At 63.5% G+C, this 16,181-nt stretch carries 14 protein-coding genes, 2 tRNA genes and 1 riboswitch; of the genes, 4 read left to right on the forward strand and 12 right to left on the reverse strand.

Annotated features, from left to right (window positions below; translation table 11 throughout):
• The 4 genes from AC3WW4_RS08885 (at position 1) to AC3WW4_RS08900 (ending at position 5,130) form a co-directional block, all read left to right on the forward strand.
• The gene (locus AC3WW4_RS08885; RefSeq protein ID WP_488828046.1) at positions 1-1,686 is read left to right on the forward strand and encodes an alkaline phosphatase; all 1,686 of its coding nucleotides are present in this window, start codon (positions 1-3) and stop codon (positions 1,684-1,686) included.
• A gap of 91 nt (positions 1,687-1,777) precedes the next feature.
• The gene (locus AC3WW4_RS08890) at positions 1,778-2,668 is read left to right on the forward strand and encodes a transglycosylase SLT domain-containing protein (protein WP_488828047.1); all 891 of its coding nucleotides are present in this window, start codon (positions 1,778-1,780) and stop codon (positions 2,666-2,668) included.
• Between the two features lie 142 nt (positions 2,669-2,810).
• The gene (locus tag AC3WW4_RS08895; protein ID WP_488828048.1) at positions 2,811-4,043 is read left to right on the forward strand and encodes a styrene monooxygenase/indole monooxygenase family protein; all 1,233 of its coding nucleotides are present in this window, start codon (positions 2,811-2,813) and stop codon (positions 4,041-4,043) included.
• 112 nt (positions 4,044-4,155) lie between these two features.
• Positions 4,156-5,130, forward strand: a complete 975-nt coding sequence (locus tag AC3WW4_RS08900) for an AraC family transcriptional regulator (protein ID WP_488828049.1) — start codon at positions 4,156-4,158, stop codon at positions 5,128-5,130.
• Positions 5,131-5,173: 43 nt separating this feature from the next.
• On the opposite strand, the gene AC3WW4_RS08905 is transcribed toward AC3WW4_RS08900, so the two are convergent.
• From AC3WW4_RS08905 to AC3WW4_RS08960, 12 genes are all read right to left on the reverse strand, one after another.
• Complete coding sequence (locus AC3WW4_RS08905) at positions 5,174-5,599, reverse strand: cupin domain-containing protein (RefSeq protein WP_488828050.1); 426 nt, start codon at positions 5,597-5,599, stop codon at positions 5,174-5,176.
• 189 nt (positions 5,600-5,788) lie between these two features.
• Positions 5,789-5,864 (reverse strand) — tRNA-Asn (locus AC3WW4_RS08910).
• A 51-nt stretch (positions 5,865-5,915) separates the two neighbouring features.
• Positions 5,916-5,991: transfer RNA gene (locus AC3WW4_RS08915), tRNA-Asn, on the reverse strand.
• Positions 5,992-6,093: 102 nt separating this feature from the next.
• The gene (locus tag AC3WW4_RS08920) at positions 6,094-8,172 is read right to left on the reverse strand and encodes a TonB-dependent siderophore receptor (protein WP_488828052.1); all 2,079 of its coding nucleotides are present in this window, start codon (positions 8,170-8,172) and stop codon (positions 6,094-6,096) included.
• Between the two features lie 165 nt (positions 8,173-8,337).
• Positions 8,338-8,445, reverse strand: a riboswitch (TPP riboswitch).
• A 41-nt stretch (positions 8,446-8,486) separates the two neighbouring features.
• The gene (locus tag AC3WW4_RS08925; RefSeq protein ID WP_488828053.1) at positions 8,487-9,566 is read right to left on the reverse strand and encodes an NAD(P)/FAD-dependent oxidoreductase; all 1,080 of its coding nucleotides are present in this window, start codon (positions 9,564-9,566) and stop codon (positions 8,487-8,489) included.
• A 13-nt stretch (positions 9,567-9,579) separates the two neighbouring features.
• On the reverse strand, positions 9,580-9,903 hold the full coding sequence (gene fdxA / locus AC3WW4_RS08930) for a ferredoxin FdxA (protein ID WP_488828054.1): 324 nt from the start codon (positions 9,901-9,903) through the stop codon (positions 9,580-9,582).
• 67 nt (positions 9,904-9,970) lie between these two features.
• Positions 9,971-10,789 (reverse strand): uroporphyrinogen-III C-methyltransferase, encoded by an 819-nt coding sequence (gene cobA, locus AC3WW4_RS08935; RefSeq protein WP_488828055.1) that lies wholly within the window; start codon positions 10,787-10,789, stop codon positions 9,971-9,973.
• Positions 10,790-10,820: 31 nt separating this feature from the next.
• A complete protein-coding gene (locus tag AC3WW4_RS08940) occupies positions 10,821-12,146 on the reverse strand; it encodes a sulfate adenylyltransferase subunit 1 (protein WP_488828056.1) in 1,326 nt (441 codons plus the stop codon).
• Positions 12,146-13,105, reverse strand: coding sequence for a sulfate adenylyltransferase subunit CysD (cysD, locus tag AC3WW4_RS08945; protein WP_306563864.1), 960 nt, complete (start codon positions 13,103-13,105; stop codon positions 12,146-12,148). Before cysD ends, AC3WW4_RS08940 begins: the two co-directional genes overlap by 1 nt.
• A 35-nt stretch (positions 13,106-13,140) precedes the next feature.
• Positions 13,141-13,908: a phosphoadenylyl-sulfate reductase gene (locus AC3WW4_RS08950; protein WP_488828057.1), complete on the reverse strand. Its 768-nt coding sequence runs from the start codon at positions 13,906-13,908 to the stop codon at positions 13,141-13,143.
• A 14-nt stretch (positions 13,909-13,922) separates the two neighbouring features.
• A complete protein-coding gene (locus AC3WW4_RS08955; RefSeq protein ID WP_488828058.1) occupies positions 13,923-14,429 on the reverse strand; it encodes a DUF934 domain-containing protein in 507 nt (168 codons plus the stop codon).
• Positions 14,430-14,455: 26 nt separating this feature from the next.
• Complete coding sequence (locus tag AC3WW4_RS08960; RefSeq protein ID WP_488828059.1) at positions 14,456-16,165, reverse strand: nitrite/sulfite reductase; 1,710 nt, start codon at positions 16,163-16,165, stop codon at positions 14,456-14,458.
• Positions 16,166-16,181 lie beyond the last annotated feature (16 nt).

Raw genomic sequence — 16,181 nt, forward strand, 5'->3', positions numbered from 1 at the left:
ATGCGCATGCGCTGTCCTCGCATCGTCCTGACCCTTGCGCTGGGCGCCGTCCTGGCAGCCTGCGGGCACGCGCCAGCGTCTGCGCCCCAGGCGAGCGCCGCGCCGCCGCCGGTCCGCAACGTCATCTTCATGATGAGCGATGGCACAGCCAACGAAGCCTGGGCGCTCACCCGCTGGGTCAAAGGCACCCGCCTGGCCTCTGACGACATCCTCACCGGTGCCATCCAGACCTACGGCGCCGACTCCATCATCACCGATTCGGCCCCGGGCGGCACCGCGTTCGCCACCGGCCACAAAGGCACCGACAAAGGCATCGCCGTCGCTCCCTGGCGGGTCACGATTGCTGGCGTGAACGCCAACCTGACTCAGGCATACGCGCCTCTGCCCACCGTGCTGGAAGGCGCACGCCTCACCGGGCGTGCCACCGGCCTGGTCGCCACCGCCAACATCCAGCACGCCTCGCCCGCGGCCTTCAGTGCACACACCCACGATCGCAGCCGTTACGATGACATCGGTGAGCAGCAGGTCTACCAGCACATCGACGTCGTGCTGGCCGGCGGTGAGCAGCACCTCCTGCCCATGGCCGATGGCCGCGGCGTCCGTCAGGACAACGAAGACCTCGTTGGCGTGCTGCGTGCCAAGGGCTACGACTACGTTCGCACCCGTGCGCAGATGCAGGCCTCGTCCAGCGCCAAGCTGTTTGGCATGTTCGCCCGCGATGACATGGTCTACGACCTTGATCGCGCCCAGTTCGCCCCTGACCAACCCTCTCTGGCCGAGATGACCCGCAAGGCCATCGAGGTGCTCTCGCACAGCGAGAAGGGGCAGAGTCAGGGCTTCTTCCTGTTCGTCGAGGGCTCCAAGGTCGACTGGGCGGCGCACGCCAACGACCCGTCTGGCGTGATCAGCGATCTGGCGGCCTACGACGCGGCCGTCAAAGTGGCCCTGGACTTTGCCCGAGCCGATGGCCACACCCTCATCATCAGCACCTCCGACCACGGCAACGGTGGCCTGTCCATCGGCCGCCGGGAGGCCACCAAGTACGCCACCACCGACGACGACAGCCTGGTCACGCCCCTGCGACGCGCCACGCTGACCGGCGAGGGCCTGGCCCGCCTCATGGCCCAGGAAAAGTCCGAAGCCCACATCCGCGAGGTATTGGCCCGCCACTGGGGTGTCCAGGACCTGAGCGCGCAAGAAGTGCAGGCCATCCAGACCGCGCCCCCGCAAACCTGGTTGCAGTACGTGATTGGCCCCATGCTGTCTGTGCGGGCGGGTGTGGGCTGGACCACCAATGGCCACACGGGCGGCGACCCCTTTCTGTACAGCTTCGGGCCAGGGCGGGTGAGCGGCCTGTGGGAGAACACCAATCTGGCGCATCACATGGCCAGCGTCATGGGCTTCGACCTCCAAGCCCTGCAAAACCGCCTGTTCGTGGAAGCCGTGCCAGCCCTGTCCGCCCTCGGTTTGCAGGCCGAGGTGGATCGCACTCAGGTCGCCAACCCGATCTTGCGCGTGCGCAACAACCGGGGCGAAGAAGTTCAGCTGCCCATTCACAAGAACGAACTTCGGGCCCCTGACCGCACCTACCAACTGGAAGGCGTGGTCGTGTTGGCGGACCAGAGCGGCAAGGTCTACGTCCCCCGTCAGGCCATCACGTTGATCCAGGCCAGTCTGCTGCACTGAGGGTTGTCGGGATTCCTTGCCGCGAGTGGGTGCGGGCGAACGCTTTGGGTAAACCCTGCACAAAAGTGTGCTGAGTGTGCATACTGCACGCATGCGTCCGTTTTTCTCAACGAGTGGTCTCTGGGGGTTGGCGGTGTGTGGCGCCACAGCTCTGGCGCCAGCGTGGGCGCTAGACGCCTCGCCGCTGTCTGCAGAGGCCTTGCGGCAGCAAGCCATTGCCTACGAACACGGCGAGGGCGTCGAGCGCAACCCCGAGCAGGCGCGCCAGCTCTACTGCCAGAGCGCCCGTCTGGGCGACGCCCAAGCCCAGTACAACCTGGGCTGGATGCACGCCAACGGTCGAGGCGGTCCGCGCGACGACATCACCGCAGCCTACTTCTTTCAGGCTGCTGCCGAGCAGGGGTTCGCGCAAGCGCAGCGCATGCTGACCGTGGTGGGCGGCCCGACCAAAGAGGTGCCCGAATGCCTGCGCCCTGCGCCGGTCATGGATGACAACGCACCGCCAGCAGTGCCCGGCGTCAATTACGAAGCCATTGCGCCGCGCCACATTCTGAAACTGGTCCAGACGCTGGCGCCGCGCTACCAGGTGGACACCCAACTGGCCCTGGCCATCATGGCGGCCGAATCGAACTTCAACACCCAGGCCCTGTCTCCCAAGAATGCCCAGGGCCTGATGCAGCTGATTCCCGAAACCAGCGAGCGCTTCAACGTCAAGAACCCGTTTGATCCGGCTCAGAACATCCGCGGCGGACTCACTTACCTGCGCTGGTTGCTGGCCTACTTTCAGGGCGACGTGGCCTTGGTGGCGGCGGCTTACAACGCCGGAGAGGGCAAGGTGGAGCGCTACAAAGGCGTGCCGCCCTACCAGGAGACGCGCAAGTACGTGAAGCGCATCCTGCACTCCGTGGGCAACAGCTTCCACCCCTTCGATTACAAAGTCACGCTGCCTTCACAGGTGATGGTTAACGCGCCCCGCCGCTGAGCATCTGTCATCGGCGCGGTCCACATTCCTGCGGAATCTGCATACCGGCCGCCGAAAGCGCATAGTCATCGCGATGTCTCTGCCCAAAACTGGGCTTCTCGTCACCCCCGACGAGTTGAACAACCAGATCACGGAGATACACATGCGCAACATCACCATCATCGGCGCAGGGCATGCCGGCCTGCAACTGGGCATCGGCCTGCTCCGTCAGGGGCACCAGGTCACCATCTACTCCAACCGCACCGCCGACGAGATCGCCAAGGGGAAGATTCTGTCCAGCCAGTCTATGTACAACCTGGCCGTCACACAGGAGCGTGAGCAGGGTTTGCTGTACTGGGACGACAGCTGCCCGCCCATTCAGGGTATGCACGTTCGCGCTGGCAAGGAAGACGCCGGTGTGATGATCGACTTTCGCACTCGCATGCCGGAAGGCCAGTCGGTGGACCAGCGCGTCAAGATTCCCCGTTGGATGAACGAATTCGAGCGCCGCGGCGGCACCTTGCGCATTCAGGATGTGGGCATCCCTCTGGCCGAGCAACTCGCCGAACAAAGCGACCTGCTGCTGGTGGCCACGGGCAAAGGTGAGCTGGGCCAATTGTTCGAGCGTGATGCCGCACGCTCGCAGTTTGCGGTCCCGCAGCGCATCACGGCACTCACCTATGTCCACGGCATGATCCCGCGCGAGGACTTTGGCGCCGTCAACATCAACGTCAACCCCGGGGTCGGCGAACTGGTGCACTTTCCCGGCCTCACGCTCAACGGTCCCTGCGACATCATCAACGTCGAAAGCATCCCGGGCGGCCCGATGGACCGCTGGAGCAGTGTTGCCACACCTGAGGAGCATCTTGCCCTGACCCTCGAGCTGATCCGCACCTACTTCCCTTGGGAAGCCCATCGCTTCGAACATGTCCGCCTGACCGACGACAACGGCATCCTGGCCGGCGGCGTGACCCCCACCGTGCGCAAGCCCGTGGGCACACTGCCATCCGGACGCAGCGTGCTGGGCATTGGCGACACCCACGTGCTGAACGACCCGATGACGGGCCAAGGCTCCAACAACGCCAGCAAAGGCGCCACCATGCTGATGCAAGCCATTGCCGCGCATGGCGATCAGCCCTTTGACCGTGCCTGGATGCAGCGCGTGGCCGACGCCAATTGGGACAGCGCGCAGTGGTCGGCCCGCCTCACCAACACCATGATGGCGCCACCCCCGCACGTCCTGAACATCCTGGGCACCTGCCAGGTCAGCCCCAAACTGGCACAGCAACTGGCCGCCGGCTTCAATGACCCCCGCACCATGGCCAGCTGGTACTTTGACGAGCAGGGCGCTCAGCGCATGATCGATGCGTGCACCGAAGCCTTGGCGGAGGCCTGAGCCACGCTAGGGGATGTCCGGAGTGATGCTGGCACAACATTCGCTAACGTGAAGGGTGTTGTTCACTCATCTCCTGCGGGGCGCCAAGCCCCCCATCCCCCCCATGGTGCCGATGGCGAATCTGTCGAGTCATTTCAAATCACTGCAGTCGCAGGATCTGGATGAAACCCGAAGCCTGGTTGCGGGCGTCTTCAACGACCACGAACTGCGTTGCATGGAACGCCGCTGCCATGTGGACTACAAGCATCGCTACGCGACCATGGGCGCCCTGGGTTTCAGCGTCCTGGGTTACGGCGCCTCGGTGCAGATCCAGACGCAAGAACTGGGCTCCTTCTATCTGCTTCAATTGCCGCTGCTGGGTGAAGACCGCCAGCTCAACCGTGGACAGACCGCTTGTATCAAGGCCGGTGGCGCCACCATCCATGGCCCCCAAGACCGCCTGACGATGCACTGGAGTGCCGACTGCCACAAACTCGTCTTGCGCATTGATCGGCACGCTCTGGAGCGCTACGCCTCACATCTGGGGCGCCACAGCCTAGGTTCGCCCATTCAGTTCAGCCCAGAAATTGACACCACCCAGGGTGGCGGACTCGCTCTCAAGCTGACGGCCGGGCAAATCTTCCGAAACGTGTGCAAGCAGCCAGATCTGTTCAAGCTGCCCATGGTGTCGAGCCAGTTCGAGCAGATGCTGTACATGAACTTGCTGACGATGCAGCCTAACACTCTTGGGGGCGCGCACCTGCAAGCCCCCGTCGACGTCGTACCGCGCATCATCAAGGTGTCCGAGGAATACATGCGGGCCCACCTGTCCGATCCCATCACCATGCTCACACTGGCCGAGCTGACCGGCGCCAGCATGCGGTCCCTGCACGAAGGTTTTCGTCGCTACCGAGGCGAGAGCCCGATGCGCTATCTCAGGCAACTGCGCTTGGAAAAGGTGCGCGAGGAGCTTCTGAATCCCACCCGCAAGGCCAGCATCACCGACATTGCCCATCAATGGGGCTTTTGCGAACTGGGCCGTTTCGCCCAGCTCTACCGCCAGCGCTATGGCGAGTTGCCCAGCGAAACAGTGCGCCTGACCCAGTGATGAAACGTGCCGGGCGGGTCAGGATGTCGCCATCCAGCCCTGATCAAGCCGAGTTCAGAAATCCTTGCATGAAGTCGTCATCGTGGAAGACCGGCGTCTCATAGGCGTTCAGACCGTCGTACATCTCCAGCAAGATGCTGCGTGTGTGCGCCACGGTGGGGCCGTGAGGGTGATCCTTTGGGTTCATGTAGAACGAGCCACTCTTCAAACGGACGTGGGCATGGGTGTACTCGTAGTCCCCTTCAATGCAGTACATGAACTGGTTGGAGGCATGGCTGTGCCGCACCGGAAACCCGCCACCTTGCTCGACCTCCAACAGCGCAATGCGCGCACCCGTTTCGGGATGCTGCCAGAGCACATAGTGTCGAAACCCATGCTCGGGGAACGTGACCCACCGGTCTGGATCCAGCTGGTTTGTTTGAATCAGGCACGCCAATGCCTGCAGTGACACTTCGGTGAGGACGTTCATGCAAGAGGCTCAGTTGACCCGACGATGGCTGCGCCGCAAGTCGCGGGCGCGCCCATTTGTCGAAGCCGAATCTTGACGCTGGATGCATGTCGGCACCACTGAATTCATCGGGCCGAGAAAGCGATGGCAGGTTATACCTGCATTGCGCAAATAAAAAGGCCCGAGAGCTTGTGCTCACGGGCCTTGATTTGGCTCCCCGACCTGGGCTCGAACCAGGGACCTACGGATTAACAGTCCGGCGCTCTACCAACTGAGCTATCGGGGATCATGCTATGTCGGGCTTTGCAAATTGGCGCGCAAAGCCGTCTTGAATTTTTGGCTCCCCGACCTGGGCTCGAACCAGGGACCTACGGATTAACAGTCCGGCGCTCTACCAACTGAGCTATCGGGGAACAGGTTGACATCTGCGTGGCGTCAATCAACCGAGAACGAAACTATAGCATGTTCTGTTTGCTTGTCTCAAGCTGTTGTCGTTTCCCATCAACGAATGGCTATCAAAAATCGATCTGAGCCGAGGCGGTGAGGGTGCGCTCCTGCAGAGGGAGCAGGTAAATGTGATCGAAGCTGTTGGGCGCTTCACGCCATGCCCGCTTGTCAAACAGATTCTGCACAGCCAATCGCCAGGTGATGGCCTGACCTTGCCAGTTCTGGGTGGTGCGCAGGCTCAAATCCATGCGTGTCCAAGCCGGTGTGCGCGTGGTGTTCGCCACATCCACCCAACGGCGCCCTTCATGAACGACGTCAGCTTGCATCGTCAAGGGCAGGGGGGCCGTGAACGTGTAGGCACCCGACAGCTTGATCAATCGCTCGGGCACGTTGGTGGGGGCAAGGTTGGCTGCGTACACACTGTTCTTGCGCTTGGCATCCAGCAACATGGCGCTGCCCGCCCAGGTCCAAGCGCCCTGGCGACCTTGCCATGATGCTTCCAGCCCCATATGTTGGGAGCTGCCATCCATCACGTAGACGTCTCCCGGTGTGGTGGCACCTTCGGGCTTGCTGATGCGGAAAGCGGCCACGCTCCAGTTGTGGATGCCACTGACGCCCTGAGTCTGCCCCTTCACGCCGACCTCCGTTTGCCTGCTTTTGAACAGGGGGAGCGGTGCGCCCGCGTTAGCTGTCTTGCGGGGGGCGTACATCAACTCGATGCCTTCGCCCCAGCTCACGTACACCTGCGTCTGGGGGGCAATGGCATAGCCCAGTGCAGCCCACGGTGTGTTGGCGGCTTTGTGGAGCACTGGCGTCACAAAGCTGTAATCCGCACGAATCGCCTGTCGCCGGATCTGACTGTGGCGCACACCCACCCAGGCGCGCCAGTTGCCCCACTGCATGGCGTCGCGCAGTGTGATTTCAGAACTGCGTTCGTGTCGGTCAGTATTGGGGTACTGGAGCGATGGATCTTCAGGCAGGTCGGGGAAGCTACCGCTGATGTTGCCAGTGCCTACTGGCGGGTAGTTGAACGAGGCCATGTGCAGGTCACTGAAGTGAACGCTGCGCAGAAAGGCAGCCTCCACGTCGTGCTTCACCGCGCCCGTTTCCAACTTGCCCTCCAGCTGCGCGAGCAAGGCACGGGTGGTGCGGCTCTCGTCATTGGAGCGGAAGTCGTACACGTCGAAGCTGCCGTCTTGGCAGTAGCGGTCGTAGACCCCCTCGGCGTCGCAACCGGAAGGAAAGGCAGCGCGGTCGTTCGATTTCAGATATTGCGCCCCATAGCTGACGGTGCTGCGCCAACCTTGTCCCCAGTCGCTCTTCAAGCGAACAGAACCCGTGGTGCCGCGGAACTGGCTGGGTTGAGTCCAAGGCTGGTTGTTGAGATTGATGCCCGGATTGATCGAGCTTGCAGAAGGCAGTCGTGAGCCCAGCATGCTGAAGCCAGGGATACTGGGTTGACTGGCAAAGCTGTGCTCAATTTCGGCCTCCAGCACCTGTCCAGGATTCAACACACGGTCGACGGCAATGGCTACGAGGCGGCGATGTCCTTCGCTGGCGTCTACGGGGCTATTGAGGCGCTCAACGGCGGCATTCACGCGCACTCCCCACTGGCGATGCTCGCCAAAGCGATCACCGAGGTCCACCGCTCCCAGGGTGTCCCCTGTGCTGTCGATGGCGAGGGTGGCGGAGCGGACACGTCCCTCAGGACGTTTGACCAGGAAATTGACCATGCCACCCGGCGAGCTGACGCCCGCCTGGATGCCACTGGTCCCTTTGAAAACCTCGAGTGCAGCCTTGTTATCCAGGCCGATGCGTGTTTCTGCGCTGATGGGCAGACCTTCGCGACGGTAGTTGTAAGCGTTGTCCAAGGTGAAGCCGCGAACGGTGAGCGTGTCGATATAGCCGACCGTGTTGTACCCATCGCTCACACTCGCATCCAGCTTGGTCAAATCCGCCAGACGCGTCACCTGTGCGTCCTTCAGCATCTCCTCGCTGAAGGTTTGCGCTTGCACGGGTTGTTGCCACGCCGGTCCATCGCCCAGCCCTGCAATGCTGGCCTTCGCTTGGCGTTTGGCCGCCGCCGTCACGCCGACGGAGGGCAGGGTGGATGCGTCGTCAGGGGTGTTTTGAGCCTGTGCACTCAAGCTGAGGCACAGGCTACAAGCGGCCACAGCCAATGGCGACAGGGCCAGATGACGATGGGACGTGGGGGATGAAAAACGACGCATTCTGTGCAGCTCCGCGGCAAAGACAGATGAGGCGTCTCGGTGGGGCTGCAGCGAGCGCAGACGCACCTGTGCAGGCGGATCTGGGTTCGGCTTGTGCTTCCCTACGCGAGGATGACCTCGTTCAGGTTCAAAGGGACTCTCTCAGCGTGTGCCGATCGTCTGATCAGTCACGCACCCCTAGCGAAGGTCGCATTCTATGCCCTGTTGGGCGACGGTGCGAGTGATCGGGCTCAAAGCCCAGGTTGGACGCCCAGGCGCTGGTGGAGCAGAGGGCTCGTGGTGGTGTACAGAAGGTGTTGCGGCGCCTCAGGGTTCAAGGCGGCCGCAGCCGCATGAGCGGCCAAAGTGGCTTCGTGGAACCCGCACAGCAGCAGGCGTTTCTTGCCGGGGTAGGTGTTGATGTCCCCCACGGCGTAAACCCCAGGCGTGCTGCTCTCAAAGGTGGCCGCAGACACGCTCACCTGTTTGCGCTCCAGGCTCATGCCCCATTGGCTGAGCGGGCCCAGCTTGGGGCTCATGCCCTGGCGCACCAGCAGGTGATCCAGGGGGACCTCGCGGGCCACGCTGTCAGGCCCTAGCACGTTCAGCATCGTCAGCCGTCCGCCTTGCACGACCGCATCGGTGGGCATGCCCACCACCAGGCGCACCTGCTGGCTTGCCAGCAGGGCGCGCACTTGCCCATCCAGCGCCGGCTCGGCCTGGAACTGGTCGCGGCGGTGCAGCAAGGTCAGTGCCTTGGGACGACGTTCGACCGGCAGCGCTGCCAAAGTCAGCACGGCACCCAGCGCTTCGTCCCCGCCGCCTGAGATCACCACGTGCTGTCCCGCGAGCGCGGTAACGGTGACGTCGTCCAGGTGGTAATGAACATTCGCAACGCCATCCAGTGCAGGCAGGTTGAGCGTGCGCGGGACAAAGGCTCCGGCCCCGGCGGCCACGAACACCGCACGGGTACGCAGGCGCAAGCCCTGGTCGGTTTCCAATGCGAAACGGCCGTCCGCCTCAGTCTGCAACTGGCTGACCAGATGCCCTAGGTGGATGTGCTCGCACCGGCCTGAAATCGGGTCCAGCGGTAAAAAGGGCCGTGCCTGCGTCAGCAACTGCTGCGCCAGTTCCCGGCCGGTACACAGCGGCACGCCGGGAACGTCATAAATGGGTTTGTCGGGGTACAGCGCTACGCACTGTCCGCCGACTTCTGGCAGCACGTCGATGAGGTGAGCCTTCAGGCCCAACAAACCCAACTGGAAGACCTGAAACAGGCCCACCGGTCCGGCCCCGATGACCACAGCATCGGTGTCCACCATCGACCGCATGCTCACACTCCGCTCAGCGGATCAACTGATCCAGCTTGCCCGTCTTGTCTTTCCACTCGTCGGCGTCGGGCAGGGGGTCTTTGCGCTTGGTGATGCTGGGCCAGTTCTTGGCCAGGTCCGCGTTGATCTGGATGTACTGCTGCTGGTTGCCCGGCACATCTTCCTCGGGGAGGATGGCGTTGACGGGGCACTCGGGGATGCACACGGCGCAGTCAATGCACTCGTCGGGATCGATGACCAGGAAGTTGGGGCCTTCGCGGAAGCAGTCCACCGGGCACACGTCCACACAGTCCGTGTATTTGCATTTGATGCAGGCTTCGGTGACGACGTGGGTCATGACAGGTCTCTTGTATCGGTTAAAGGTGAATTGCGGATTTTACCGGGGCAAACGTGCCCCACCTTGATCAGCCTTCGCCGCAAAGGGCGATATGGGTCAAGGGTTGTTCAGGAATGTCGGTGGCGCCGGCGCCAACGATCACCAAAGTGGGGCGTCCGGCATGGATGGCACTGGCCTCGTCCAGCGCACCCACGCTGTGAACGGTGTGCCGCATGTCAGGCCAGCCTGCACGCGACACCACGCTCACCAGGGTGTCCTGGGGCCAACCGGCATCCAGCAAACCTTTTGACAAGGGCGCCAGTTGCCGTCCGGCCATGTAGAACACCTCGGTGTCGGCTCGCTGGCCGGGGCCCATCCCGCAACGCAGGTCGCCGGTGCGGGTCATGGCCGTGGTGAAGCTGACACTGCGGCCTGTGCCGCGTCGGGTCAATGGGCGCTGGGTAGCCGCCGCCGCAGCCAAGGCCGAGGTCACGCCAGGCACCACTTCGGTGCTGATCTGGGCATCACGCAAGGCGCACAGCTCCTCTTCCAAGCGGCCAAACAGGCTCGGGTCTCCGCCTTTAAGACGCGCAACGAGGGCTTCGGCACCAAATTGGGCACCCACGGCACGGGCATGTTCCACCAGCAGGTGGTTGATGCGGGTCTGGCCGTTGAAGTCGCTGCCGGGCTTGCCGGAAAAGCCGCGTTTGCCCACGTCCACCCATTCGGCGTCAGGGGCCAGATCACGCAGGGTCGGGTCGGCCAGTGCGTCGTACAGCACCACCTTGGCCTGGGCAAGCAGGCGCGCGCCACGCAGGGTGATCAGATCGGACTCCCCAGGGCCGGCGCCGATGAACACGACGCGGGCACAGGGAGACGAGGGTGGGGTCAAGCGGGTATCAGTCATGGAACTTCATCCAGCAAGACCCGGGCCGCGATCAGGCAGCCTTGACCAGCAGCGCGCCGCTGGTGCGGTTGGTCGTGGGGTCCACCACGATCAGGGCGCCGCTGACGCGGTTGTCCAGGTACGCTTCCACCGGCAGGGGCTGCTGGGTCTGGATCTGGACGCGGCCAATTTCATTGACACCCAGTTCGTGTGCGTCCTGACGCTCCAGCGTGTGGATGTCCAGACGTGCCTCGATGGCCGAGATGCGAGCCTGCACCCAGCGGTTGCCATGGCGCACCCAGTACTTGCGTCCGACCACAGCCGGCTCGGTGTCCAGCCAGGCCAGCGTGGCCGTGAAGGTGTCGGTGGGCTTCATCGTGCCCGGCGAAGCAATCCAGTCACCGCGGGAGATGTCGACCTGACGGTCCAGCACGATGCCGGCCGACTGACCTGCTTCGCACGAGTCCACGACTTCGGCCGAGTGGCGCACTTCGACCACGATGGCCGACTGGCCGCTCGGGAAGATCTGCACTTCGTCGCCGGCCTTGACGCTGCCGTGGGCAATGCGCCCCCAGAAGGTGCGGTACTGGTGACCGGTGCCGCTGGCGGTGGCTTCGCCTTCACCCACGCTGTCACGGGTCACGTACTGCACGGGGTGCAGCAGCGCGCCTTCGTGGCGCTCGTCGGTCGAGGGCAGGCCTTCGAGGACGTGCAGCAGCGTCGGACCTTGGTACCAGGGCCAGTTGGCGCTCGGCGTGGTCACGTTGTCACCGCGCAGGGCGGACACGGGAATCACGCCCTTGACGGCGATGCCTGCCTGTTGCGCAAACGCTTCCAGCGACGCCTTGACGTTGTTGAACGCGGTCTCGGTGTCTGCCTCGATGGCATCCAGCTTGTTGATGGCGAAGACGATGGAGGGCACGCGCAGCAGGTGAGCCAGCAGGCTGTGACGGCGCGTCTGGGCCAGCAGCGGCACGGGCGAGGCCTTCCAGTCGATCTTGGTGATGTCCACCAGCACGACGGCGGCATCCGAGCCGGCCGCTGCCGTCACCATGTTGCGGGTGTACTGCTCGTGGCCCGGGGCGTCGGCGATGATGAACTTGCGCGTCTTGGTCGCGAAGTAGCGGTAGGCCACGTCGATCGTGATGCCTTGCTCGCGTTCGGCTTCCAGGCCGTCCGTCAGCAGCGACAGGTCGATGGGGGCACCCGCCGCGCGCTTTTCCAGCGCATCCAGCTGGTCGGCCAGGATCGCACGGCTGTCAAACAGCAGGCGACCGATCAGGGTGCTCTTGCCATCGTCCACGCTGCCGGCGGTCAGGAAGCGCAGGGCCTTGTGTGCCAGCTCTTCGCCAGCTTCGTTGTGAATCACGGTGCTCATCAGAAATAACCTTCCTTCTTGCGGCGCTCCATCGAGGCCTCGGACGTGCGGTCGTCCATGCGGGTGGCGCCACGCTCGCTCACGGTCACGTGCAGGGTCTCGGCAACGATGTCTTCCGGGCTGGCGGCATCGCTCTCAACCGGGCAGGTGCAGGTCATGTCGCCCACGGTGCGGAAGCGCACTTCCACGGTTTCCACGGTTTCACCGGCCAAGGGCGGCGTCACGTCGGTCAGCGGCACCAGCAGGCCCTTGCGGCGCATCACCTGGCGGGGATGCTTGAAATAGATGCCCGGCAGCGGGATGTTCTCGCGGGCGATGTACAGCCACACGTCCAGCTCGGTCCAGTTCGAGATGGGGAAGGCACGGAAGTGCTCGCCCGGCTTGATGCGGGTGTTGAACAGGCTCCACAGCTCGGGGCGCTGCTCCTTGGGTTGCCATTGGCCGAAGCTGTCGCGGTGCGAGAAGATGCGCTCCTTGGCGCGGGCCTTTTCTTCGTCGCGGCGGGCGCCGCCGATCAAGCAGTCAAAGCGGCCTTCTTCGATGGCTTCCAGCAGGGTCACCGTCTGGTGGCCGTTGCGCGACTCCAGCGGGTGCGCCAGGCGCACAGTGCCGCGCTTGATCGAGTCTTCCATGTGCGCCACGATCAGGCGCTCGCCGATTTCGGCCACGCGCTTTTCGCGGAACTCGATCACTTCGGGGAAGTTGTGGCCAGTGTCCACGTGCAGCAGGGGGAAGGGCAGTTTGCCCTCCAGCTTCCCTTGCGCATTCTTCATCTTGAAGGCCTTTTCGGCCAGGTGCAGCACCACGCACGAGTCCTTGCCGCTGGAAAACAGCAGGGCAGGGCGCTCGAAACTGGCGGCCACTTCACGCAGGATGAAGATGGCTTCTTCTTCCAGGGCGTCCAGGTGGCGGTGGTCCACATCCGCCAGCAGTTGGTTCACGTTCACAGGGGCGTTCATTGCTTTAAGTACCTTCTGAATTCATGTCTGGTCGGTCACTTCTGGTGGACGTGCAGGCCGCATTCCTTGGCCTTCTCGTCTTCCCACCACCAGCGGCCGGCGCGGAAGTCCTCGCCCACGGCAATGGCGCGCGTACACGGCGCACAACCGATGCTGGGCATGAACTGGTCATGCAGCGGGTTGTAAGGCACGTGGTTGACGGACACGTAGTGCCACACATCGCCCCAGGTCCACTCGATCAACGGGTTGAACTTGGTGCGGCCCTTGTCGTCCAGCTCGCGTGCGGCCATGTCGCCACGGTTGTTGGACTGCTCGCGGCGCAGACCCGTTATCCAGGCGCTGCGCTCGGCCAGCATGCGACCCAGGGGCTCCAGCTTGCGGAAGCCGCAACAGGCCTTGCGCAGGTCGATGCTTTCGTACATGGCCTTTTCGCCGTGCTGCTGCACGAAGGTGATCGCCGCTTCGGCCACCGGCTTGTAGACCTCGACGTGCAGGCCCGCGTCAGCGTAGTGCGTCTCGATGGTGCCGATCAGCGCCACCGTCTCCGGGTGCAGCATGCCGGTCTCCAGCGTGCCGATGGCAATCGGCAACTGATAGCGGGCAATCAGATCGGTGATGACCATGTCTTCCACGCCCAGGCTGGTGGCCTGCACGACCTTGCCCGGGTGCTCGATGGCCGCCGCCTTCAGCAACTCGATGGTGGCGTGGACCTTGGCCGCATAGTCGGCGCTAGGGTGGTTGTAGAGCGTGATGGCCGAACCTGCTGGAGCCGGTCCACCGATCAAGGAAGAGGTCTCGCTCATGTTGCGCTCCTGTCTCAGTTGGAGCGGGCGAACACGGGCTTGGTCACCTGCACATCGCCCTGGTAATGGCCGCGTGCGGTGAAAAAGCCCAGCGCACGCTCGGCGGCCGCCCGGTCCTGATCCCCTCGCAACACCACAGCGTCAAAGCCGGTGCGCTTGAGCAGCGACATCATGTCCACCAGCACTTCGCCGGTGGCGCGAATCTCGCCCTGGAAACGATAGCGCGAACGCAGGATGTGGGCTTGCGTGTAAGCGCGGCCGTCCACCCATTTCGGGAAGTTCAGCACCACCAGCGACAGCTTGGCGGCATCGGCTTCCAGCGTCTCGATGTCGGTGTCGTTGGGCACGATCACGCCCACGGGCTTGTGATCGGGCGTGCCCGGCGCAGGCCATTGCTCGCGCACGGCGTGCCACTGGCCCAGCGTCAGCAGGCTGTAGCTCTTGATGGGCGGGTGCGACACCGGGCCATCTTCACCGCCCACGGTGCGCCATTGGTCATGGTGAATATCGACGAATTTCATGGGGTATGTCCTTCTGCGAGGCTGGATCAGGCTGCCTTGGCCGTGGCGCGGCGCACGGCGTTGGCAGCAGTCTTGAACGGGTCGATGCCGATGCGCTTGACGGTGTCGATGAACTTTTCGTTGGCCGAACGCTGGGCGCGGTAAGTTTCAATCACCGCCTCGATCACGTCCGTGACTTCATCGGCCGAGAACGACGGGCCGATCACCTTGCCCGTCACGCTGGTGGGCGCATGGTTCGAGCCGTCTGAACCACCCAGGGTGATCTGGTACCACTCCGAACCGTCCTTGTCCACGCCCAGGATGCCGATGTGGCCACTGTGGTGGTGGCCACAAGAGTTGATGCAACCCGAAATGTGCAGGTCGATCTCGCCGATGTCGTACAACTCGTCCAGGTCCTGGTAGCGCTCGATCAGATCATTGGCGATGGGGATGGAACGGGCGTTGGCCAGGGCGCAGAAATCACCGCCTGGGCAGGCAATCATGTCGCTCAGCAAGCCGATGTTGGGCGAAGCCAGCGTGGCGGCCTTGGCGGCTTGCCACAGGGCGTACAGGTCTTCTTCACGCACGAAGGGCAGCAGGGCGTTCTGGTCGTGGGTCACGCGCAGTTCACCGCAGCTGAAGCGGTCGGCCATGTCGGCAATCGCGTCCATCTGCGTGTCGGTCACGTCGCCAGGAGCCTGGCCTGGGCGCTTTACCGACAGCGTCACGTTCTTGTAGCCCTGCACCTTGTGGCCGCGCACATTGCGCTCCAGCCACTTGGCAAACTGCTTTTGCTCGGCGTCCGAGGCGTCGGCCGGCAAGCCATTGCCGCTCGGGGCGTGGGCCTGCACCGCAGCCGGGAAGGCGAAGCTGGCGTTCACGCGGTCGAACTCAGCCTGGGGAATGAAGTGGGCGGCACCGTCCACGTCGCGTGTCAGGATGTTGTGGAACTCCTCATTGACCTGGTCGAAGAACTTCTGGCCTTCAGCCTTCACCAGAATCTTGATGCGGGCCTTGTACATGTTGTCGCGGCGACCGAAGCGGTTGTACACCCGCACGATGGCTTCGATGTAGACCAGAATTTGCTGCCAGGGCACGAAAGCATTGATCTCGCTGGCCGTGATCGGCGTGCGGCCCATGCCACCGCCCACCAGTACGCGGAAGCCGACTTCGCCGGCGTCGTTCTTGATCAGGTGCAGGCCGATGTCGTGCCAGAACGTGGCGGCGCGGTCTTCCTTGGCGCCATTCACCGCAATCTTGAACTTGCGGGGCAGGAAGGCGAACTCGGGGTGCAGGGTCGACCACTGGCGCAGCACTTCGCAATAGGGGCGTGCATCGATCACGTCGTCCTCGGCCACACCCACCATGGCGTCGGCCGTGATGTTGCGGATGCAGTTGCCCGAGGTCTGAATGCCGTGCATGTTGACCTCGGCCAGCAGGTCCATCACGTCGGCGCTTTGCGTCAGCGGAATCCAGTTGAACTGCACGTTCTGGCGCGTCGTGAAGTGAGCGTAGCCACGGTCGTGCTCACGCGCAATGCGCGCCAACTGGCGGATCTGGGCCGACGACAGCTCGCCATACGGCACCGCCACACGCAGCATGGGCGCATGGCGCTGCACGTACCAGCCGTTTTGCAGGCGCAGCGGCCGGAATTCCTCGTCACCCAGCTTGCCGGCCAGGTTGCGCTCGAGCTGGTCGCGGAATTGCGCAGCGCGCTGTCGCACAAATTGCTTGTCGAATTCGGTGTACTGGTACATGGTCTGTCAAAGAAAA

The organism is Aquabacterium sp. TM01, from assembly GCF_057808345.1.

What these genes read in the sequence shown, in the direction of transcription:
- AC3WW4_RS08885 (WP_488828046.1), top strand. Translation starts at nt 1, where the DNA reads ATGCGCATGCGCTGTCCTCGCATCGTCCTGACCCTTGCGCTGGGCGCC.
- AC3WW4_RS08890 (WP_488828047.1), top strand. Translation starts at nt 1,778, where the DNA reads ATGCGTCCGTTTTTCTCAACGAGTGGTCTCTGGGGGTTGGCGGTGTGT.
- AC3WW4_RS08895 (WP_488828048.1), top strand. Translation starts at nt 2,811, where the DNA reads ATGCGCAACATCACCATCATCGGCGCAGGGCATGCCGGCCTGCAACTG.
- AC3WW4_RS08900 (WP_488828049.1), top strand. Translation starts at nt 4,156, where the DNA reads ATGGCGAATCTGTCGAGTCATTTCAAATCACTGCAGTCGCAGGATCTG.
- AC3WW4_RS08905 (WP_488828050.1), bottom strand. Translation starts at nt 5,599, where the DNA reads ATGAACGTCCTCACCGAAGTGTCACTGCAGGCATTGGCGTGCCTGATT.
- AC3WW4_RS08925 (WP_488828053.1), bottom strand. Translation starts at nt 9,566, where the DNA reads ATGCGGTCGATGGTGGACACCGATGCTGTGGTCATCGGGGCCGGACCG.
- fdxA (WP_488828054.1), bottom strand. Translation starts at nt 9,903, where the DNA reads ATGACCCACGTCGTCACCGAAGCCTGCATCAAATGCAAATACACGGAC.
- cobA (WP_488828055.1), bottom strand. Translation starts at nt 10,789, where the DNA reads ATGACTGATACCCGCTTGACCCCACCCTCGTCTCCCTGTGCCCGCGTC.
- AC3WW4_RS08940 (WP_488828056.1), bottom strand. Translation starts at nt 12,146, where the DNA reads ATGAGCACCGTGATTCACAACGAAGCTGGCGAAGAGCTGGCACACAAG.
- cysD (WP_306563864.1), bottom strand. Translation starts at nt 13,105, where the DNA reads ATGAACGCCCCTGTGAACGTGAACCAACTGCTGGCGGATGTGGACCAC.
- AC3WW4_RS08950 (WP_488828057.1), bottom strand. Translation starts at nt 13,908, where the DNA reads ATGAGCGAGACCTCTTCCTTGATCGGTGGACCGGCTCCAGCAGGTTCG.
- AC3WW4_RS08955 (WP_488828058.1), bottom strand. Translation starts at nt 14,429, where the DNA reads ATGAAATTCGTCGATATTCACCATGACCAATGGCGCACCGTGGGCGGT.
- AC3WW4_RS08960 (WP_488828059.1), bottom strand. Translation starts at nt 16,165, where the DNA reads ATGTACCAGTACACCGAATTCGACAAGCAATTTGTGCGACAGCGCGCT.